General features: G+C 63.7%; 21 protein-coding genes. 13 read left to right on the top strand and 8 right to left on the bottom strand.

The window, feature by feature from the left end:
- Positions 1-100 precede the first annotated feature (100 nt).
- The 3 genes from AYX22_RS03310 to AYX22_RS03320 all read left to right on the top strand — a co-directional run bounded on the left by AYX22_RS03310 (position 101) and on the right by AYX22_RS03320 (position 2,916).
- A complete protein-coding gene (locus tag AYX22_RS03310) occupies positions 101-1,087 on the top strand; it encodes a LacI family DNA-binding transcriptional regulator (protein WP_207597449.1) in 987 nt (328 codons plus the stop codon).
- Between the two features lie 26 nt (positions 1,088-1,113).
- Positions 1,114-1,686 carry an orotate phosphoribosyltransferase gene (pyrE, locus tag AYX22_RS03315; RefSeq protein WP_207596107.1) on the top strand — a complete coding sequence of 191 codons (573 nt, stop codon included), beginning with the start codon at positions 1,114-1,116 and terminating at the stop codon, positions 1,684-1,686.
- A 105-nt stretch (positions 1,687-1,791) separates the two neighbouring features.
- Complete coding sequence (locus AYX22_RS03320) at positions 1,792-2,916, top strand: alpha/beta hydrolase (protein ID WP_207596108.1); 1,125 nt, start codon at positions 1,792-1,794, stop codon at positions 2,914-2,916.
- A gap of 30 nt (positions 2,917-2,946) precedes the next feature.
- Here the strand turns inward: AYX22_RS03320 and AYX22_RS03325 are convergent, their stop codons facing one another.
- Both AYX22_RS03325 and AYX22_RS03330 read right to left on the bottom strand, forming a co-directional pair.
- Entirely contained in the window at positions 2,947-3,681 is a 735-nt protein-coding gene (locus tag AYX22_RS03325) for a tyrosine-protein phosphatase (protein ID WP_207596109.1), read from the bottom strand.
- A 22-nt stretch (positions 3,682-3,703) separates the two neighbouring features.
- On the bottom strand, positions 3,704-4,525 hold the full coding sequence (locus AYX22_RS03330; RefSeq protein WP_035761154.1) for an HAD-IIA family hydrolase: 822 nt from the start codon (positions 4,523-4,525) through the stop codon (positions 3,704-3,706).
- Between the two features lie 305 nt (positions 4,526-4,830).
- Here AYX22_RS03330 and AYX22_RS03335 point away from each other — a divergent pair, with 305 nt between their 5' ends.
- Together AYX22_RS03335 and AYX22_RS03340 are read left to right on the top strand one after the other, a co-directional pair.
- Positions 4,831-5,934, top strand: a complete 1,104-nt coding sequence (locus AYX22_RS03335) for a hypothetical protein (protein ID WP_207596110.1) — start codon at positions 4,831-4,833, stop codon at positions 5,932-5,934.
- 56 nt (positions 5,935-5,990) lie between these two features.
- Positions 5,991-6,677: a TrmH family RNA methyltransferase gene (locus AYX22_RS03340; RefSeq protein ID WP_207596111.1), complete on the top strand. Its 687-nt coding sequence runs from the start codon at positions 5,991-5,993 to the stop codon at positions 6,675-6,677.
- Between the two features lie 35 nt (positions 6,678-6,712).
- Here AYX22_RS03340 and AYX22_RS03345 read toward each other — a convergent pair whose 3' ends face one another.
- Positions 6,713-7,792 carry a hypothetical protein gene (locus tag AYX22_RS03345; RefSeq protein WP_207596112.1) on the bottom strand — a complete coding sequence of 360 codons (1,080 nt, stop codon included), beginning with the start codon at positions 7,790-7,792 and terminating at the stop codon, positions 6,713-6,715.
- A gap of 186 nt (positions 7,793-7,978) precedes the next feature.
- Between AYX22_RS03345 and fbaA the strand changes: the two genes are divergently transcribed.
- Together fbaA and AYX22_RS03355 are read left to right on the top strand one after the other, a co-directional pair.
- Positions 7,979-8,998: a class II fructose-bisphosphate aldolase gene (gene fbaA, locus AYX22_RS03350; RefSeq protein ID WP_207596113.1), complete on the top strand. Its 1,020-nt coding sequence runs from the start codon at positions 7,979-7,981 to the stop codon at positions 8,996-8,998.
- Positions 8,998-9,420 carry a DUF3151 domain-containing protein gene (locus tag AYX22_RS03355; RefSeq protein ID WP_039239501.1) on the top strand — a complete coding sequence of 141 codons (423 nt, stop codon included), beginning with the start codon at positions 8,998-9,000 and terminating at the stop codon, positions 9,418-9,420. The genes fbaA and AYX22_RS03355 overlap by 1 nt, the downstream gene beginning before the upstream one ends.
- Before the next feature lie 78 nt (positions 9,421-9,498).
- On the opposite strand, the gene AYX22_RS03360 is transcribed toward AYX22_RS03355, so the two are convergent.
- From AYX22_RS03360 to AYX22_RS03370, 3 genes are read right to left on the bottom strand one after another with little or no spacing between them, the layout of a single operon-like run.
- Entirely contained in the window at positions 9,499-10,320 is an 822-nt protein-coding gene (locus AYX22_RS03360; protein ID WP_207596114.1) for an ABC transporter ATP-binding protein, read from the bottom strand.
- Positions 10,317-11,363 (bottom strand): iron-enterobactin ABC transporter permease, encoded by a 1,047-nt coding sequence (gene fepG, locus AYX22_RS03365; protein WP_207596115.1) that lies wholly within the window; start codon positions 11,361-11,363, stop codon positions 10,317-10,319. Before fepG ends, AYX22_RS03360 begins: the two co-directional genes overlap by 4 nt.
- Complete coding sequence (locus AYX22_RS03370) at positions 11,360-12,451, bottom strand: iron chelate uptake ABC transporter family permease subunit (protein ID WP_207597450.1); 1,092 nt, start codon at positions 12,449-12,451, stop codon at positions 11,360-11,362. Before AYX22_RS03370 ends, fepG begins: the two co-directional genes overlap by 4 nt.
- A gap of 163 nt (positions 12,452-12,614) precedes the next feature.
- On the opposite strand from AYX22_RS03370, the gene AYX22_RS03375 reads away from it, so the two are divergent.
- Entirely contained in the window at positions 12,615-13,607 is a 993-nt protein-coding gene (locus AYX22_RS03375) for an iron-siderophore ABC transporter substrate-binding protein (RefSeq protein WP_207597451.1), read from the top strand.
- 81 nt (positions 13,608-13,688) lie between these two features.
- Here the strand turns inward: AYX22_RS03375 and AYX22_RS03380 are convergent, their stop codons facing one another.
- Complete coding sequence (locus AYX22_RS03380; RefSeq protein WP_207596116.1) at positions 13,689-14,321, bottom strand: uracil-DNA glycosylase; 633 nt, start codon at positions 14,319-14,321, stop codon at positions 13,689-13,691.
- A 251-nt stretch (positions 14,322-14,572) separates the two neighbouring features.
- Here AYX22_RS03380 and AYX22_RS03385 point away from each other — a divergent pair, with 251 nt between their 5' ends.
- Both AYX22_RS03385 and AYX22_RS03390 read left to right on the top strand, forming a co-directional pair.
- Positions 14,573-14,920, top strand: a complete 348-nt coding sequence (locus tag AYX22_RS03385) for a hypothetical protein (RefSeq protein ID WP_207596117.1) — start codon at positions 14,573-14,575, stop codon at positions 14,918-14,920.
- 413 nt (positions 14,921-15,333) lie between these two features.
- A complete protein-coding gene (locus AYX22_RS03390) occupies positions 15,334-16,623 on the top strand; it encodes an adenylosuccinate synthase (RefSeq protein WP_089593539.1) in 1,290 nt (429 codons plus the stop codon).
- Positions 16,624-16,663: 40 nt separating this feature from the next.
- On the opposite strand, the gene AYX22_RS03395 is transcribed toward AYX22_RS03390, so the two are convergent.
- The gene (locus AYX22_RS03395) at positions 16,664-17,428 is read right to left on the bottom strand and encodes a DUF2306 domain-containing protein (RefSeq protein WP_207596118.1); all 765 of its coding nucleotides are present in this window, start codon (positions 17,426-17,428) and stop codon (positions 16,664-16,666) included.
- Between the two features lie 118 nt (positions 17,429-17,546).
- Here AYX22_RS03395 and AYX22_RS03400 point away from each other — a divergent pair, with 118 nt between their 5' ends.
- The 3 genes from AYX22_RS03400 to AYX22_RS03410 are packed head-to-tail and all read left to right on the top strand — an operon-like array spanning position 17,547 to position 20,612.
- Entirely contained in the window at positions 17,547-18,272 is a 726-nt protein-coding gene (locus AYX22_RS03400; RefSeq protein ID WP_207596119.1) for a TetR/AcrR family transcriptional regulator C-terminal domain-containing protein, read from the top strand.
- On the top strand, positions 18,269-19,726 hold the full coding sequence (locus tag AYX22_RS03405; protein ID WP_207596120.1) for an MFS transporter: 1,458 nt from the start codon (positions 18,269-18,271) through the stop codon (positions 19,724-19,726). Before AYX22_RS03400 ends, AYX22_RS03405 begins: the two co-directional genes overlap by 4 nt.
- Positions 19,727-19,736: 10 nt before the next feature.
- Complete coding sequence (locus AYX22_RS03410) at positions 19,737-20,612, top strand: SMP-30/gluconolactonase/LRE family protein (RefSeq protein WP_207596121.1); 876 nt, start codon at positions 19,737-19,739, stop codon at positions 20,610-20,612.
- Positions 20,613-20,642: the final 30 nt, after the last annotated feature.

The raw sequence follows: 20,642 nt of genomic DNA on the forward strand, positions 1-20,642 counted from the left end.
CGAACATCCGCCTGCGGCGGGGTCCCGGGCGCAGCCCGGGGCCCCGCCGGGCCCGCCCGCCCCGCTGGACCCGCCCGCGCTGCCGGCCCGGCCTCCCGTCATGGGCGACGTCGCGAAGATGGCCGGGGTCTCGCACCAAACCGTTTCCCGTGTCCTGAACAACCATCCCAACGTCAGCGGAAAAACCAGGGAACGCGTGGAATCGGCCATCGCGCACCTTGGGTACAGGCGGAACACAGCAGCCCGCAGCCTGGTGACCCGGAGGTCCCGGACCATCGGGGTACTTGCGTGCGAAACGGGCCAGTTCGGTCCGGCGAACACGCTCCTCGGGGTGGAGCAGGCGGGCAGGGAAGCCGGGTACTTCGTCAGCATTGCGAATCTTCGCGAAGTCACCGGCGAAAGCATCAACGATGCCATCGCGCATTTCCGCAACCAGTCCGTGGACGGCATTGTCATCCTGGTTCCGCACCCCGATGTCCTGGCCGTCCTGCGCGACGTTTCAGTACCCGTGCCGATCGTTGCCGTAGGCGCTGGAGCCGGTAACCAACTGACGGGCGCCTCCCTCGACCAACGGCTGGGAGCCCGCCTTGCCGTCGACCACCTGATCGACCTGGGGCATCGCAGTATTGCCCACATCTCCGGCCCCCCGCACTGGATCGACGCTGCGGAGCGCATCAAAGGCTGGCAGGAAGCGCTCGGTTCTGCAGGGCTGGGAGCTGAGGTCCTCCTTGAAGGTGCGTGGGATGCCGCCTCGGGTTACCGTGCCGGCCTCGATCTCCTGCAGCACAGCAGCATCACCGCTGTCTTCGTCGCCAACGACCAGATGGCCGTGGGCGTCCTCCGCGCCGTCCAGGAAGCGGGACGCCATGTGCCCGGCGACATCAGCGTGGTGGGCTATGACGATCAACCGGAAGCTGAATTCTTCATGCCTCCCCTGACCTCCATCAAGCAGGACTTCGAGGAACTCGGCCGCCGCTGCATGGAGGCCGTGCTTCAACAGTTGGATGGAGAGCAGGCAAGCGGTGAACAAATGGTCAAGCCCCGCTTGGTGATCCGCTCCACCACGGCCGCCCCTGCGCCTCGCTGAACGTCACTCCTACTAAACTAGGAGCCATGACCTCCACGCTTGATACTGCTGCTGCCCGCGCCCGCCTTCTTGAACTCATCAAGGAACTGGCGGTGGTCCGCGGCAAGGTGATCCTCTCCAGCGGCAAGGAAGCGGACTACTACATCGACCTCCGCCGCATCACCCTGCACCACGAGGCCTCCAAGCTGGTGGGTCAGGTCATGTTGGCTATGATCGACGACGCCGGCGTTTCAGTTGAGTGCGCGGGCGGACTCACCATGGGTGCCGACCCCGTCGGAACCGCTGTGATGCACGCCGCTGCCGACGCCGGCCGTGCCGTGGACGCCTTCGTGGTCCGCAAGGCCCAGAAGTCCTACGGCATGGGCCGCCAGGTGGAAGGTCCCTCCGTTGAGGGCCGCAACGTGGTGGTCCTCGAGGATACGTCCACCACCGGCGGGTCCGCGCTGACCGCCGTCGAAGGCGTCCGTAAAGCGGGCGGCAATGTGGTGGCTGTCGCCGTGATCGTCGACCGCGACACCGGCGCGAAAGAGAAGATCGAAGCCGAAACCGGCGTGCCGTACCTCTTCGCTTTCGGCAAGGACGAGCTGGGCCTCAGCTAAGGAGTTTTGTACAGCCGTTGACCGTAAAGGCGCATCTTAAGGGCATCAGCTGCACACAAACCATGGGGCTGTGAGGTACCACCTTCCGAAGCCTATGCTTGCTGCGTGGACGTTCAAGTAGGGAAGCTCCCGGCGCCGGCGGAGGTGGACCAAGACCCCGCCGTGCCGGCTTCTCCTGAACCGGAGAAGGCAGAGGATCCGGGCGCATGGGCCCGGATCCTGCCTTACGCTGCCCGCCTCAAGAAGACGTCCCGTCGGAACTTCCTCATCACCGCCGGAGCCTCCGCGGCGCTGGCCGGGGACATGCTTTTCACCCGCCGTGTCCAGGCTGAACGGCGGGCTACCAAGATCCTCCGGGTTCCTGATCCGTACTCGGACTTGTACTTCCCCAAAGCCAGCTGGATCCTGTTCCCCGGGTACAAAACCAGCTGGGAAGAAGCCCAGTGGATCCTCAACTCACTGCGTCCTGCCCTGCACCAGCGCGGCCGCCTTGCCGCCGTCGGATATTCCAACCTGGGACTGGACGTGGACGAGATCGTCCGGGAAATCATCCTGCACGTCCGCGAACTGGAACTGGAGAAGCTCTACTTCTACGGCCACAGTTTCGGCGGGATGCTCGCCACCCAGGTGGCCGCCCGCCTCTTGGAACTGCACGGCGTGGAAACGCAGCTGATTGTCCTGGATTCGAGCCCGTTCAGCCGCGCCGACGTCCTGGACCAGAGTTGGTTCGACGGCGTTGTGTTCCTGTACGAGAATGGCTTCCGCATTCCGTCGGTCCTCCGAGGCGGCTATGAGCTGGGGGAGCGCGTGGCGCACAAGGACGAGCGCACGTGGCGGCAAATCCTCGACCAAAGCCTCGAACAGCTCTCGCCAATCGCTCCTTCCAGCGTGCTCATCCAGACGGAGTCGGCGTACATTTACCACTTTGACGGACTCCGCCTGGCCGGAAAGATCGGTGGCGCCAAGATGGCCTTTTTGGGCAACGCCAAGGACGGCACCGTGGATTACGAGTCGGCGCGTGCGGGGTGGAGCAAGGTCTTCGGCAACAATATGGCGTTGCCCACGCTCAGCACGGAAGGCGCACGGCCCGCCCACGCCAGCCCGCAATGGAACGGGAACATCTACCGCCCGCTGCTGGAACGGGTCCAGGACGAACTCCAGCCGCTCCCGCCCCAGCCTGAGGAGCCGTCGTACCAGGAACCGAATGGCAGGGTCATCCGCCCGGCCTAGGTGCTGACCGGGCTAGCATAGGCCCCACGATTAACGCAGCGCGTCAACCTCGACGGCGGTAAGGCCTGCCTCGCGCAGGAAGCTCCGCGCATCGCCGAACTCCTCCGCGAAGGCAGCGAGGAAATGCCGCATCGCTGCTTCAGGGCTCTGCAGGACCATCAGCTCCGGGCTGAAATAGGCCGCAGGAGTGGAGGGGACATGCAGTCGCCACGTTTCAGCCATGACTTCCAGCATGGTGGGAAGGCTGAGGGTGGTGGTGGTGTAATCCTCCACCACGGCATCCTCTGATCCGCCACCGGCCAGGAGTGCGATCGCCGACACCACCCCCGTGCGGTCCTTGCCCAGCGAGCAATGGACCAGCGTGCGCTTTCCGCGCGCAACGGGCCGCAGCGCATCAGCGACCCACTCCGGACGCATCTTGATCCAGCCGAGGTACAGCTCGCCCAGATCCTCCGCTGTCTCCACCGCATGGAGCGAGCCGGCGATTGCGTTCGGGTCCAGCGGGTTGTTCACGAGTTCGACGACGGGCGGGGCGACGGCGGCAGGCCGGGTACCGTCGTCGTGAACTTTGTCGTTTTGAACGGCTTCGTGGCCAGGGATCAGCCACGGAACCAGGGAACGCTCAAGCTCACTGCGCAGGTCCACGATCGCCTGGATGCCGTGCTCCGCCAGGAACCCCGACGTCGCAGCGGCATCCAAACCGAATGGCTGGCTCCCCCTGAGAATCCGGCCACCGGCCAGAGGACGCAGATTGAGCACAGCCATGGTTCGGTCCTTTTTGTCCTTTTTAGATCTGGCTCTTGAGGTCGGCCACGGAGTTCAGGATCTGGTTGGGACGGAACGGGAAGGAAACGATCTCCTCGCGCTGCGTGATGCCGCTGAGCACCAGGACTGTGTGCAGGCCGGCTTCCATGCCCGCCACGATGTCCGTGTCCATGCGGTCACCGATCATGGCCGTGGTCTCGGAGTGGGCGTCGATCTGGTTCATGGCTGAACGGAACATCATGGGGTTCGGCTTGCCCACAATGTAGGGCTCGCGACCGGTGGCCTTGGTGATCATGGCCGCGATAGCACCGGTTGCCGGCATGGGCCCGTCCTTGGAAGGACCAGTGGCATCCGGGTTGGTGGCGATGAAGCGGGCGCCGGCCAGGATGTGGCGGACGGCCATGGTGATCGCTTCAAAGGAGTAAGTGCGGGTTTCGCCAAGGACCACAAAGTCGGGATCGGTATCGGTGAGGATGAACCCGGCCTCGTGCAAGGCCGTTGTCAGCCCGGCTTCGCCGATGGTGTAGGCGCGGTTGCCCGAATCCGAGGACTGGACCTGATCCTTGAGGAACTGGGCGGTGGCCAGGGCAGACGTCCAGATGTTCTCCTCCGGAACCTCCAGGCCGGACGCGCGTAGGCGGGCTGCGAGGTCGCGGGGGGTGAAAATGGAGTTGTTGGTCAGGACCAGGAAGCGCTTGGAGGTATCTACCCAGCGCTGGATGAGTTCAGCTGCGCCGGGGATCGCCTGGTTTTCATGGACCAGGACTCCGTCCATGTCCGTAAGCCAGCATTCAATTTCGTGGCCGTTTCGATAAACCGATGTGGACGTGGTTTCTTCTGCCATATTTGCCTCCGGCTGGGATTGTTCATGCACTGCCACCAGTCTTTCATCAATCTGCGGCCCTAACATCCTGTGATCCCGCTTATGTGGGTAGTTCTGCCCATGTGGATATCCGCTGTGACTTGCGGTGGACGCCTCGGACTCGACTACGCTGGGGGCGGCGCAGGCGTGCCACCACCCTGGGTCGGGGGATCGACATGGTGGTTTTTATGCGTCGCCCACGCTTCAGCAGGTCCCCTCTTCCGGTTTATCCATCGGGTTGTCCCCAGCAGCATCCCGGTGACTCACTGCCTTCGAAAGGTCCTGCCATGAGCAACAACAATGGAGCCCCTCAGCCTCCCTACAACCCCGACGGCGTGCCGCAGCCGCGCTATGACACCGGGCAGGGGCAGTACGGGCAGTACCAATCGGGGCAGACCCAGCCCATGTACCAGCCGGAGGCACAGCGTCAGGACGCCCAGCAGGGCCAGCCAGGCTTCCCGCCGCCGGGTGCCGCATACCCGGGCCAGCCTGGCTACCCGGACGGACCCGTAGGACCCGGAGGGCCCGGCCAGAACCCGGGCGACCACAACAAGAAGTCGCTGTTCCTCATCCTCGGTGGTGTCGCCGTCGTCGTGATCATTGCGCTGGTGGTGGCGTTCACCTGGCTGATCCCGTCGATGACCAAGCCCACAGCAGTGGAGACCCCGACGCCGTCGGTAACATCCTCGGACGAAGCTTCGGAGGCAGCGTCCGAGCCTTCTGCTGAACCCTCGGGCGACGCATCGGCGTCGAGTGATATCCCTGCCGGCGCCATCCCGCTGCCGGCCGTGTGGGAAGAGCTTGCCGGACCCAGCAACGTTCCGGCGGACGGCGATCCGCTGTTCAGCAAGTGGGTGACAGGCGAGTCCTCCTTCCAGTACTTGGCCGAGTGGACCCACGACGAGTCGTTCGGCATCACCAAGGACCCCACCACTGGCGAAGAGATCCAAAAGAAGGCCCAAGGCACGGTAGAAGCCGACGGTGACGGCATTGCGCTGGCCTACGCGTTCTTTGCAGAGTCCGGGGAAGGCAAGTTCGGCAAGGATCCGGAAGAGGTCAAGAAGGCCATCCAGGACATCGAAGCCCGATACAAGGGCATGACCGCCACGGAACTGCCCCAGAACCTGGTGGGCCACAAGTGCACCTCCGACTTCAAGACGTCCATGCCGGAAATCCGTGAGTTCCGCCGTGGTGCCGCAGTAGTCATCGGCTTTACGTGCACCAATGCCCGTGGCGAAGCCATCCAGGCCGTGAACTTGTTCTCCGTGACCCCCTGGGGCACGCCGCAGATGCTCGGCGTCAGTGGTCACAAGACGTACTGGGATGCGCATCCGGGACTCTTTGAGCAGTTGGCCAACTCCTACCGCATCAACAAGTGGAAGATGGGCTAAGAGCCGCTCGACCCAGCCCGCCCAGACGGTCGACGGGGCAGGGCTAAAGTTGAGGGGTGACTGACCTTTCCCCCAACACAGCCCTGCCCACCCCTGCCGAAACCACACCGGAGGGCGAGGCAGAAGCGAAACCCGAGGTCGGCGTCGGGCCTTGGGAAGGCGAGCTGCCGGCGGGTGACCATTGGGATCCGGACCTGTTGAGGGATGGTGACCGCCGCAACGTGGTGGACCAGTACAGGTACTGGAAGCACGAGGCAATCGTGGCGGATCTCGATTCCAAGCGTCACGACTTCCACATCGCCATCGAGAATTGGCAGCACGACCTCAACATCGGAACCGTGGTGCGGACCGCCAACGCGTTCCTCGCCAAAGAGGTCCACATCATAGGACGACGGCGGTGGAACCGTCGCGGGGCCATGGTTACCGACCGCTACCAGCACGTGCGCCACCACCCCACCGTTGAGGAATTTGTCCAGTGGGCGGAGGGGGAGGGGCTTGCGGTGATCGGCATCGATATCTTCCCGGATTCCGTGCCCCTGGAGACGTACGACCTCCCGAAAAACTGTGTATTGGTGTTCGGGCAGGAAGGTCCCGGCCTGTCGCCCGAGGTGCACGATTCCGCCGTCGCCACGCTGTCCATTGAGCAGTTCGGCTCCACCCGGTCCATGAACGCGGCCTCAGCCGCGGCCATCGCCATGCACGCGTGGGTCCGCCGACACGTGTTCCAGCAACCTGTCAGCTAGGCAAGCCTCAAGTATCAGCCCCCGCCGATGCCCGTCTACCGATCTTTCAGGGTGGCTTTTCCGTCCACGATCTGGATCTCACCAGAGGCCCTGGGTGTTACAAGCTCAACCTTTGGTTCCCATTGCGGGGCGTCGTCACGGCCGCTGTTGACCTCGTAGCTCACGGAAGCCTTGCCCGCTTCCTCCGACTGGATGATCCAACCGTCCTCGCTGCGAAGGAGAGTGAAGGTGGGCTCCTTCTCTATGGTCCATTTCAGATTGCGGGTAGGGCGGTATTCGTAGAGCGCGAACCCGGAACAACCACGACGGGACGCTTCGGATGCATTGACCGGAGTGGTGGCAGTACATTCACTTCGTTTGTTCTCGAGAAGCGTCCGGGTCTCATCCAGAAGCAGTTGGCTGGGTATCACCGTCAAACGTTCGGTGGTCTTGGAAATCGCCCGGTCAATGCTGACCAAGGCCTTCTGCTCTTCGGCCGTTGCGTACTTGTCTCCGGAAATGCCCAGGGTGTACTCGCCGGGGAAGGCCGGCATCAGCAGGGAATCCCTCGCCCCGGTTCCGGCGCCAGGAGCGGCAACGTCAACGCCGTTCACGGTGAACGACTCCACGGGTCGGCTGGAACTGAGCCGGATCTTTTGGAAGTTTTTAGCCCCAACCTTCCACTCGCCTTCAGGTGACTTGGTCATCCTCAGAATGATTTCCTGCTTGCGGCCGTTCTGGGTGACTTCGGCAGTGACAAAATCCGACCTTGCGTCCATGATCCGGTAACCGTCAATGTGCTGCCCTGCATTTTTGTACACGTTGCTCTGGAGGAGAGCCTTTTCATTTTCGGGGACGCCAGGGTCGGATACGCTCAGGGCCTTCTCGCCGTCCCCGTCGATCAGGGCCTGGAAGTATGTTTCAGCTGTTGCGCTGACGTCCTGCGCCGGTGACAACGATGAAACCAGGAGAATCACACCAGCGGTGGCAGCGGTGAGGACTACCGCTGCGCCCGCTGCGATGGCAATAATCAGCTTCCGGTTCCGTCTGGGTTGCCCTTCGGGAAAAGTACCGCCCTGCTGCTGCAGGTATGGCGTCAAGTGGGGCTGGTTGTTTGCACTCGGGGGGATCTCCATTCCCGCAGTATATCCACCGTTTAGATGAATCGGGGGTGGCAGGGGGAGTCTCAACCCGGCGGAAGTGTTAAGAGCTCCAGTGACCCGAAACACGGCGGCACGGCGGATATCGCTAGGATGGGTGCTAGCCGTAAGCGGTCTACTCCAGGGTTACCAACCCACAGACGAATCAGCATAGGAGTCACCATGCCCATTGCAACCCCAGAGATTTACTCCGAGATGATCGACCGCGCAAAGGCAGGCGGATTCGCTTTCCCCGCGGTCAACGTGACGTCGTCGCAGACTCTGAACGCTGCGATCCGCGGTTTCGCCGAGGCCGAGTCCGACGGCATCATCCAGGTTTCCACCGGTGGCGCAGCCTACTGGTCCGGTGCTTCGGTCAAGGACATGGTTGCCGGTTCCCTCGGCTTCGCAGCGTTCGCCCGCGAAGTTGCCAAGAACTACAACGTCAACATCGCCCTGCATACGGACCACTGCCCGCAGGACAAGCTGGCGGACTTCGTCCTGCCGTTGCTGGCTGCTTCCGAGGAAGCCGTCAAGGCCGGCAAGGACCCGATCTTCAACTCGCACATGTGGGATGGCTCGCACGAAGCCCTCGACGAGAACCTGCGCATCGGCCGTGAACTGCTGGAACGCGCTGCTGCTGCGAAGATCATCCTCGAGGTTGAAATCGGCACGGTTGGTGGCGAAGAAGACGGCGTTGAGAACGAAATCAACGAGAAGCTCTACACCACCACCGAAGACGCCCTCGCAACCATCGAGGCCCTCGGTGCCGGCGAAAACGGCCGCTACCTCACCGCCCTGACTTTCGGCAACGTGCACGGCGTCTACAAGCCGGGCAACGTCAAGCTCCGCCCTGAACTGCTCAAGCAGATCCAGGCCGAGGTCGGCGCGAAGATCGGCAAGGAAAACCCGTTCGACCTCGTCTTCCACGGCGGTTCGGGCTCCACGGAACAGGAAATCGCTGACGCCGTTTCCTACGGTGTGATCAAGATGAACATCGACACCGACACCCAGTACGCGTTCACCCGCCCGGTGGCCGGCCACATGTTCTCCAACTACGACGGCGTCCTGAAGGTCGACGGCGAAATGGGCAACAAGAAGACCTACGACCCCCGTGTCTGGGGCGCTTCGGCAGAAGCCGGCATGGCCGCGCGCATCGTCGAAGCTGCGCAGCAGCTCGGATCGGTGGGCAAGACCTTCTAATGTCCGACGAATTCCGGAAGAACCTGATGGGGCCGGAGCCTACGCTCCTGCCCGCCGAAAACGAGATCTACCAGCACCTTGCTCTCGGGAAGGAAGCACTGGACCTCGTAGCGCAGAACCCCACGTCGTCCCTCCTGTGGGCCATCCTCGCGGAGGAAGCCTGGGCTGAAGGCCGGACCATCGAGTCTTACGCCTACGCCCGTGTTGGCTACCACCGCGGCCTGGATTCGCTGCGCCGAAACGGTTGGCGCGGCGTCGGACCCATCCCGTGGGAGCACGAGCCCAACCAGGGCTTCCTGCGTGCTCTCTACGCACTGGGCCGTGCGGCGTCGGCGATCGGCGAGGCTGAAGAGCCGGAGCGGATCGAGAAGTTCCTGAACGACTCGGACCCGAAAGCCAAGGCTGCGCTCGAAGCCCGTTAGGACCCAAGCAAACAACGACGGCGACCCTCACCAAAGGCGAGGGTCGCCGTCGTCGTTAACAGCGTTGGTCGAACAGCGTCAGTCCGTGACCGCAGAGTGGCGTGGCCGTCCAAGCGGGACCACCAGCGGCGTGTGTGTCACGGGGTCATCGATGATCCGGCACGCCATGCCGAACACTTCCTCCACCAAGGACTCGGTGATTACTGCAGCGGGTGCGCCCTCGGCCACCACCACGCCGTCCTTCATGGCGATGATGTGGTCCGCGTAGCGGCTGGCATGGTTGAGGTCGTGCAGCACGGCAACCAGCGTGTGGCCCTTGTCCAGGTTGAGCTCGCGGAACAGCTCCAACAGCTCGATCTGGTGCGCGATATCGAGGAACGTGGTGGGCTCGTCCAGGAGCATCAGCGGTGTCTGCTGGGCGAGGACCATGGCTACCCACACGCGCTGCCGCTGGCCACCGGACAGTTCGTCCACCAGCCGGCCGGACAAGGAAGCGACGCCGGTGGCCTCCATCGCTTCAACCACAGCCGTTTCATCCGTCACTGACCATTGGCGGAGCAGCTTCTGGTGCGGGTATCGGCCGCGGGCTACAAGGTCCGCCACGGTGATGCCGTCGGGGGCGATGGAGGACTGGGGCAGGAGCCCGAGGCGGCGTGCCAGTTCTTTCGCAGGCAGGGACGTCACGGACTTTCCGTCCAGCAGCACCTGTCCACTGCGGGGCTTGATGAGCCGGGCGAGTGCGCGCAGCAGCGTGGATTTACCGCAGGCGTTGGGCCCCACGATCACCGTGAACTGTCCCTCGGGAATGCGGACATTGAGGTTCTCGGAGATGATGCGTTGCTCGTAGCCGATGGTCAGTGCTTCGGCATGGAGCTGTGGCGCGGCCGTAGTGAGGCTCATGATTTCCTTGCTTCCCTGGCCAGGAGCCAGACGAGGTAGATACCGCCGATGCACACCGTCACCACGCCCACAGGCAACTGGATCGGGGCGAACAACCGCTGGGCCGCGAGATCGCTGGCCACCAGGAGGAAGGCCCCCATCGCGGCCGAAGGCACCAGCGTGATCCCGGCGCTGCGGGTAAGACGACGGGCGAGCTGCGGTGCGGCCAAGGCGACGAACGCGATGGGACCGGCAACCGCCGTGACGGCTGCAGTCAACGCCACACCCAGGATCAGCAACAGCAAACGGGTGGGTTCCGCCCGGACGCCCAAGGCGCGCGCGGCGTCGTCGCCCATTTCCAGAAGCTGCATCCGGCGCGCGGCCGCCAGCGTAGCCAAGCCAACCACAACAACCACGACGGCGGCAGGCGCCGCTTGCTCCCACGTGATGCCGTTGAGGGACCCGGCTCCCCAGACGGCTGCCGCCAAAGCGGCCTCAAGTTCCGCCTGCAGGATCAGCCAGTGGTTGAACGCGGCCAGCATCGCGCTGATGCCGATGCCCACGATGATGAGCCGGAATCCTTGGGAGCCGCGCCGGTAGGCCAGCAAGTAGACGGCCAACGCGGTGAGGATACCGCCAACGAGCGCTCCTGCGGCAATGCCAAGATAGCCCCCGCCAAGGGTCAGCATGACGATGAGCGCACCGGTGTAGGCGCCCGTATTGAAGCCGATGATGTCCGGGCTGCCCAAGGGATTCCGGGTCATGGATTGGAAGATGCCACCGCTCATGCCAAGTGCGGCACCGAACACCAGCGCCGCGAGTACCCGGGGGAGCCGCCATTCCATGACGATGGTTTGGGCCAGCCCGGGGGCATCACCGGTGAAGGCTTGCAGGACCTGTTGTACTGAAACGTCGTAGTCGCCGGTTGCCAAGCTGATCACGGCAACAGCCAGAGCGGCGAGGATCAACGGGATGCAGACAAGGATGCTGCGGACATCGAACCGGAGGCTCAGCGAACGGTTGCGAAGCAGGACAACGGGCCGGCCAACATCCAGGCGCGTCATAGCCCACTCACCTTCCGGCGCCGCGCCAACGCGATCAGCACCGGCGCCCCGATAAATGCGGTCACCACACCAACCTGGAGTTCCCCGGGAGCGGCGATCCGGCCCACCACGTCTGACACCAAGAGCAGGATAGGGGAGAGCAGCACTGTGGTTGCCAGGATCCATCGCTGGTCAGGGCCGACGATCCAACGGGCAACGTGTGGAATCATGAGGCCCACGAAGCCGATGGCACCGGCACCGGCAGTTGCCGCGCCGCTGAGGAGGGTGATGGCCACGACGCCCATGATCCGGGTGCGGTTGACGTTGGCGCCGAGGGAGGTAGCAAGGTCGTCGCCCAACGCCACGGCGTTGAGGCCGCGGACGCAAAATAGTGCGATCAGCAGTCCGGCACCCATGAACGGCGCAACAGTCATCACCGACTCCATGCTCCGGGTGTCCAGTGAGCCAATGCTCCAAGAGCGCAGGTGGTCAAACGCCTTGGGGTTCAGGAGCGTGAGTCCAGAGCCGATCCCCGTGAGGACCGCGCCCAAAGCAACGCCGGCCAACGTCAGGCGGATCGGGTTCACCACGTTCCTGCCGGAAGTACCGATCAGGTAGACGGCCGCGGTTGTCAGGATGGCTCCAATGAACGCGAACCAGATGTAGCCGCTGAGGGATCCGATCCCGAAGACGCCGATGGCAATGACAATGGCAAACGACGCTCCCGCGTTGACGCCCAGGATGCCGGGATCGGCCAAAGGATTCCGCGTGATCGCTTGGATGAGCGCGCCTGCCACGCCCAGGGCAACACCGACGGCGATGCCCATCAACGTTCGCGGCAGCCGGTTCTGCAGGATGATCGCGTGATCGGCTGAGTCCTGGGGGTTGGTGAAGGCGTCAAGGACGGTGGACGCTGGGATGAATTTGGCTCCCACGCCGAGGCTCAGGATCGCGGCGCCGAGAAGGACCGCCGCAGCGAACGCCAGAAAGAGGATCCGCCAGCGGGACTTGACGACGACGCCGGAACTGGCAACTGCGCTTGCAGCCGGAAGGGCGGGAGCGGCTACCGGGGACATAGCGCCGTCAGTGGGGACACAGCAGGGGACCATTTCGAAGAGGGGCAACAATAAGACGGCCATTTCGTGACTGTCATCACAACGTCACGAAAGTGTGCCTTAATTAGGTTAGCCTTACCCAGTGAAAAATGACGATTTTGAAGTACAGCCGCACAAGGCTTCCCGCGTGCGCCGAGGTGCAGTGCGCAGGCTGGCTATGAAGATGGCCGGAGTCGCTGTGGTGGCAGGCCTCCTTGCGGGCTGCGGCGCCAGTGGTGGCTCAGGTTCGGCCGCCGGCAACGCCGATGTTGCCACCGGCGGCTCCAAGTTCACCACTGCGGACCAGGAAACAGCCAAGTTGGGCACCGACGCCGCTCCCGGCGTTTTCCCGCGCACCCTGAAGCACGCCAACGGTGAGACCACCCTGGAGAAGAAGCCCACCCGCGTGGTGGTCCTCGACACCGGCGAGTTGGACGACGTCGTGACCCTCGGCATCACGCCGGTGGGCATGGCCACTACTGAAGGCGCCAACCCTGTCCCCACCTACCTGGCTGACAAGGTCAAGGACGTGGCTTCGGTAGGCACCATCCAGGACCTCAACCTCGAAGCAATCGCGGCGCTGAAGCCGGACCTCATCCTGGGCAGCCAGCTCCGCGCCGACAAGCTGTACAAGCAGCTGTCCACCATCGCCCCCACGGTCTTCAGCATCCGTCCCGGCTTCCCCTGGAAGGAAAACTTCCTCCTGGTGGGCAAATCCCTGGGCGAGGAAGACAAGGCCGTCAAGGCCCTCAACGATTACCAGGCCGAGGCTGACGCCCTGAAGGCGGATGTGAAGGGCGATCCCAAGGTCTCCCTGGTGCGCTTCCTCCCTGGCAAGATCCGCCTCTACGCCAACAAGTCGCTGATCGGTGTCATCCTGAAGGACGCCGGCCTGGCCCGCCCGGAGAACCAGAACATCGACGAACTCGCTGCCGAAATCTCGGCCGAGAACATCGAGCAAGGCGACGCCGACTGGATCTTCTACAGCAGCTACGGCGATCCCGCAGCAACCGGTGAAACGTCCGTGGTTGAAGGCGCTGTCTGGCCCAAGCTCGGCGCAGTCAAAGCCGGTCAGGCCAAGGCTGTCAGCGACGACGTCTGGTTCCTCGGCCTCGGCCCCACCGGCGCGCAGCTGATCCTCAAGGACCTCCGGAGCATGCTGGTCGGCTAACGCCGCCCCACCAAAAGCACCCCAACGACGACGGCGGCCCTCACCGGAAAGGTGAGGGCCGCCGTCGTTTGCTGCTGGTGATCAGGCCTTGCGGGGGATACCCGTACGTGCCATGGCCTCGGCGTAAGCACCGTGGATGGCGTCCAGGTATTCCTGCTGGCGGGCCGGGGTGCCGGCGAAGGAGCGGCCGCCCAGCGAACGGACCTTGAAGGTCTTGAAGCCGCGGCGGGCGATGCTGGCCGGAGCGGCCTTCATGAGCTGGTCGGCCAGGCGGTGTGCCTCATTGCCGTGCGCCACCAGGGCGGAGGTGCGCGGCAGGAGCTGCAGGAGGCGCAGGAGCGGTTTCAGGCCTTCGGTGATGTTGGCCGGTGTGAGCTTGCCAGGTTCCTCATTGGGCTCGATCCACGGGTAGGCGTTCCACGGCATCATGAGCGCGGGACGGAGGCCCAGCTGCCACTGCATGCCAAGCATGCGGGTGGTGGCTTCTTCGTCGCCCGGGTTGATGAAACCCTCGCCGGTGGTGGTGCGCTGATTGGAGAAAAGGCTGACGATGCGGCAGTCATCCATGCTGTGGGCGGGGTCGATGTAGAGGACCTCGCTGCCCGGCTTCTGCACCTTGATGGAGTCGCACAGCTCGTTGACCTCGGCGATGTGCGGTTCGTAGCGGCGGTTCCAGAGGATTTCTTCGGGTGATTCAGTCGCCAGTTCTTGCATCAGGGGTTAGGTCTCCTAGGTGTTACAGCGCACCGTTCCAAGGGGCCGCGGGCATGCCGCAGCCGAACCTCAAAGGGTGCTGTTGGGGGCTAACTAACCTTACCGGACTATGGGGGTGAACGGGGCCCGCTTCGGCGCGCCCTTTAAATGCGACGCGGCGTGTTGCCCGGAAACGTGTCCAGCGTCTCGACGGCCGCGGCCCACGTGCAAACTCTCGACGACACCATGCGGCGTGCTGCATGATGCGCCGTATGGAGAAACAGGAATCGTCCGCTGCCGCCGTTTCCGCTTTTGAGGGGCTGGGGGCGGACCTGGCGCCGGCCGGCGTGGTGATTGGCCGGATGTTTGGCGCCACCTCCCTCGTGCTGAACAAGAAGGCGCTGGCCTGTTTGATCGGCGACAAGGTCGTCTTCAAATTAGGCCGTGATACCGCGGAGTACGCCCGCGCACTCGCGGTTCCCGGAGCCGCGCCCTTTGATCCCTCGGGTATGAACAGGCCCTACAAGGACTGGGTGGAGCTGCCGTTCGACGCGCATGAAGAATTGCCGGCGTTCGCCGAAGCTGCGCTCCAATTCGTGGTGGGGGCGCAGGGCACCTAAAAGCACTTGTGCAGGCATCCACCAGGGGACTGGGACGGGTTTTGGCTCCCCTGACGGGGTAAAACCTGGCCGGTAACACCACAGGGGAATGCTACCTCCGGATCCACCACAGAGGTCCAGGCGAACCTGTTTGGGCGGGTTCCTGGGCGGTCTCGGCGGAAACTGCCGTAATCTGCCCGCGGCGTAGGGCCCGCAGGCCCGCCGAAGTTTCCCTGGGGAAAACTTCATCCGGCCGCCTTTCAAGACACCTTGACACCAGAGAAACCGGCGTCATCGGCTAAACTTGGCTGGTAAGAGCCCCGAACTCTTGCGTATGCCAGCCCTTATGGCAGGCTGCACCGGTATCGTCGGGGCATTCTCATGTACGGCGCCAATCCATCGCGGCTTGGCCCGAAAGAATGGGGGAGGATCCCATGCCCGCTATCGTGATCGTCGGAGCCCAGTGGGGCGACGAAGGCAAAGGCAAAGCAACCGATCTGCTCGGTGGCCGCGTTGACTACGTGGTCAAGCCCAACGGCGGTAACAACGCCGGGCACACCGTGGTTGTTGGCGGTGAGAAGTATGAGCTGAAGCTCCTTCCCGCGGGCATCCTGAGCCCCAACGCCATTCCTATTATTGGCAACGGCTGCGTGGTGAACCTCGAGGCCCTGTTCCAGGAGATCGACGGCCTCGAAGCCCGTGGCGCGGACACGTCCCGCCTGCGCGTCTCGGCCAACGCCCACCTGGTTGCTCCGTACCACCAGGTGCTGGACAAGGTGACTGAGCGCTTCCTTGGCAGCCGCGCCATCGGTACTACCGGCCGTGGCATCGGTCCTGCCTACATGGACAAGGTGGCCCGCCTGGGCATCCGGGTCCAGGACGTCTTCGACGAGTCCATCCTCCGGCAGAAGGTGGAAGGTTCGCTGCGCCAGAAGAATGAACTCCTGGTCAAGGTGTACAACCGCCGGGACATCGTGGTGGACGAGATCGTGGACTACTTCCTCGCCTTCGCCGAGCGCCTGCGCCCGCTGGTCATCGACAGCACACTTGTCCTCAACAACGCCCTGGACGAGGGCAAGGTTGTACTCATGGAAGGTGGCCAGGCAACGTTCCTGGACGTTGATCACGGCACCTACCCGTTCGTCACCTCGTCCAACCCCACGGCTGGCGGCGCATCGGTGGGCTCCGGGATTGGTCCTACCCGCATCTCGCGCTCCATCGGCATCATTAAGGCGTACACCACCCGTGTTGGCGCCGGCCCGTTCCCCACGGAACTGTTCGACGAGATGGGCGTCTACCTGCAGAAGACCGGCGGCGAGTTCGGTGTGAACACCGGCCGTCCCCGCCGTTGCGGTTGGTACGACGCCGTCCTGGCCCGCCACGCGGCACGCGTGAACGGCTTCACGGACTACTTCGTCACCAAGCTGGACGTCCTCACGGGCATCGAGCAGATCCCCGTCTGCGTTGCCTATGACGTTGACGGCGTTCGCCACGACGAAATGCCCATGACGCAGACCGAGTTCCATCATGCAGTGCCCGTCTTCGAGTACTTTGACGGCTGGACCGAGGACATTACCGGCGCCCGCACGCTGGAAGACCTCCCGGAGAACGCCCGCAACTACGTGCTGGCCTTGGAAAAGCTCTCCGGCACGCGCTTCTCGGCCATCGGCGTCGGCCCGGACCGCGACCAGACGATCGTTGTTCACGACCTGATCAACGACTAAGTTTTACCCAGTCACGACGACGGCGGGTCACCTTGGTTCCTCACGGAACCGACCGGTGGCCCGCCGTCGTCGTCGCAGGGGTGGGCACGCGACCCGCCGGGCGGGTTCCGCGACCCGCCGGGCGGGTTCCGCGACCGGGCGCTGCATGGCGCCGTCGAATGGCGTACTCGGCCACCATCAGGTTGATGACCCAGGACGCGCCCATCAGGGTTGCTCGCGTGGTTTCGTCGGTGGGGCCCACCATCAGGATCCACGGCAGCAGCACCAGGGCTTGCGTTCCAGCTCCCAGTGCGATGGCGTAGGCGCGCGTCATCCAGGCTCCGTGCGCTGCGAAGTCCCGTCGGCGAATCGCCAGGATTCCGAGGATGATGCCCCCGACCATGGCGGTACCAAAGATCAGCCGAAGAACCAGCAGTGCCTCACCGTCAGTTTCCGGGAGGGTGTAGAAGACGGACATCCACAGGCCGGACAGGCCGGCGAGCAGGCCTGCAGGAACCAGAATGCGCCCGGATATTTCGTGCCAGGACCGCCTGCCCCTGCGAAGTCCGGGGCCCCGCCGCAGAGGAGGGACGAACTGAAAAGCCCCCAGCAGGCTGTACACCGTCACTGTGACGATGTGCGTAATCACCGGGAGTGGCGAAGCGAAGAACCTCGCGTTCTCCGGAGTAACGGTTGCGCCACCAGTCAGCTGAGTGAGACGCGCCGCGCCGGCGATGACAGGAATGAGACTGAGGGCAATCAGCGCCGCGGGCACGACCCACGTCATGCGGCGGCTCCGGAACGATGTGGTGGTTTTCGATCTCATGACTCCGCCTTGGGTGTAGAGGTGTACGGCGTACACCTTGATGATCGAAAGACTAGGTGTACGCTGTATACCTGTCAAGACCCGGCCCGGATTTTGGCTGAGGGGAAGGGATCAACCGATGACCCAACTTGCGGAGGCCGCGCAGCGCGTGCCCTTGAACCGCGACCGAGTGCTGCAAGCTGCCGTTACTCTCGCTGACGAGGCAGGTCTCGAATCACTGAGTATGCGTCGGCTCGCCCAGGAACTTGGGGTAGTTCCGATGGCGCTCTACAAGCACGTGGCCAATAAGGAAGAACTCCTCGACGGCATGGTGGATTCCATCGTGGGGGAGATCGACCCACCTGTGCCCGATGCTCCATGGAAGACCGTGGTCCGTCTCCGGGTGCTTTCGGCCAGGCGGGCGCTCCTTCGACATCCTTGGGCCCGCCCTGTCATCGAAACCCGCACCAACACTACGCCGGCGGTCCTTGGGTACATGGATTCCTTCGTGGGCATGTTCCTTGCGGGCGGATTATCCGAGGACCTGACGCACCACGTGATGCACGCCTTGGGTAGTCGGATGTGGGGGTTCACTCAAGAGGTCTTTGACGACCCGGCAGGGAACGGCGCCAAGGACCAGCCACATATCACGGCGGAAGCCCAGGCTGCGATGGCCCGGCACATGGCGGAGAGCTACCCCAATCTTTTCCGGATCGCTGTGGCGGCAGCGCATGATGACGAGTCAGTGGTGGGGAATGGCTGCGACGACCAGTTCGAGTTCGAGTTTGCCCTGGACCTGCTTCTTGACGGATTCGAGCGACTCCACCAACGGAACTGGACATCAGGCGGGGGTAAGCGCGCATGAGCACAGCGGCCGAAGAAGGAATCGGGTTCCGATCCCAGCGGGGACCCATTCTGATTGCACTGATGCTCGCCACGGGCCTGGTGGCGATCGATGCCACCATTGTTGCCACGGCGGTGCCGTCAATCGTGGAGGACATTGGCGGTTTTGCCTCGTTCCCGTGGCTCTTTTCTGCGTACCTGTTGGCGCAGGCGGTCTCGGTGCCCGTCTATGCCAAGCTCTCTGACGTTGTGGGCCGTAAGCCGATGATCCTGGGCGGGATTGGCCTGTTCCTGCTCGGCTCGATTCTCTGCGGCCTGGCTTGGAGCATGCCGGCGCTCATCGCGTTCCGGGTGCTTCAGGGCCTCGGGGCGGGGGCAGTCCAACCTGTGGCGATCACGATTGCCGGCGATATCTACACGCTGGCTGAGCGGGCCAAAGTGCAGGGCTACCTGGCCAGTGTGTGGGCGGTTTCTTCCGTGGTGGGACCAACTCTGGGAGGCGTTTTCGCATCCCTGGGAATCTGGCGCTGGATCTTCCTTATCAACATTCCATTGTGCCTTCTGGCTGGTTGGATGCTCCTCCGGACCTTCCACGAGGAAGTGGAGCGGACCAAACACCGGATCGACTACTTGGGAGCGGGGCTGCTGACGGTTTCGTTGAGCCTGCTCATTCTGGGGGCGCTTCAGGGCGGCCAGGCATGGCCTTGGGACTCCGCGGTCAGCATCTCTGTTTTTGCCGGCGGGGCCTTGTTGTTCGTAGCGTTCCTCTTGGTGGAAAGGAAGGCTGCAGAGCCGATCCTGCCACCGTGGGTTGTCTCCCGCAGGCTGCTGGCGACGACGGCGATGATCTCTTTCGGCGTGGGTGCCGTCATGCTTGGGCTTACTTCCTACGTCCCAACGTTCCTGGAAGGGTCCCTGAAAACCTCACCCCTTCTGGCCGGGCTCGCCTTGGCGGCCTTAACCATTGGCTGGCCCATCAGTGCCTCGCAAGCCGGCCGGTTGTATCTCCGCATCGGATTTCGGAACACGGGCATCATCGGCATCGTGATCACAGTCATCGGCACGGCTCTCCTTGCCCTCACGGCCTCATCGCCCAGCGTCATCCTGGTGGCAGTGGCGTGCTTCATCGTTGGGCTCGGACTCGGGCTGGTGGCAACGCCGAGCCTCATTGCCGCCCAGACCAGCGTCGAATGGAACGAACGCGGCGTGGTCACCGGTACCAACCTGTTTGCCCGTTCGATCGGCAGTTCCATTGGCGTGGCTGTTTTCGGGGCGATCGCCAACGCTGTCTATGCCAACGGCCCCAGCGGCGGTCCCGATCCGCAAACTACCGTTTCGGCGTCCACTGCGGTATTCGTGGCTGTGCTTGTCAGCGCAGTCCTTACCGTCGTGGCGGTGCTGGCGATGCCTGCTGAGGGGAAAGTCAACACCGCCGAACCGGCCCCGAAACCCAGCTCGGAACACGCGAACGACTAGTCTCGAAGACATGGATGAACTGATCACCGGCACCTTGGAAAAGTTGTTTGAAGGAACCGTGTGGGCGGAGGGTCCTCTCTGGATTCCGCAGTCGCAGACCGTGCGCTGGAGCGACATTCCCAACAACAGGATCCTTGAGTTCTCGCCTTCAACCGGCGCGACGCGCGAGTACGCCGCCGGCGTCGAATACACCAACGGGCGGACGCTGGACCGTGACGGCAGCGTGGTGCAGTGCAGCCACGGCTGCCGGCGTATTGAGCGGGACCACGACGGCGTGGTGACGCCGATCGTTGAGGCGTTCGGTGAGCATCGGCTCAACTCGCCCAACGACGTTGTCGTGGCTGGGGATGGCACAGTCTGGTTTACCGATCCTCCGTATGGAATTCTTCCCGGGACGGTGGAAGGGCACGAGGGTGAGCAGGAGTACGGCGGTTGCTATGTCTTCCGCTTCGACCCGGCCACGGAAGAGCTGACTCCCATGGTCACGGATCTGGTACACCCCAACGGGCTGGCGTTCTCCCCGGATGAGTCACTCCTGTATGTAGCAGACACGGCGGGTCCAGCCTTGGGAGTGCCGTTCCGGATAGCTGTCTACCCGGTTGAGGGCGGCGGCTGCGGAGAGGGCAGCACATTCGTTGAGCTCGAAGACGATGCGGCCTCGGACGGCTTCCGTGTGGACATCGAGGGTCGCGTGTGGACGTCGGCGGGCTCGTCAGTACGCGTCTACGCCCCCAGCGGTGCGCTGCTGGCCGCCGTCGACGTTCCGGAAAAGGTCTCCAATCTCTGCTTCGGCGGGCCTGATGGGCGCGATCTCTACCTCACGGCCACGACGTCCTTGTACCGGCTCCGGACCTCGACACGGGACACGACCATGAGAGTACCCTGAACACAGCACCCGCCGCTGCTATCGAGGGAG

This window comes from Arthrobacter sp. D5-1 (assembly GCF_017357425.1).
GTDB lineage: Bacteria > Actinomycetota > Actinomycetes > Actinomycetales > Micrococcaceae > Arthrobacter.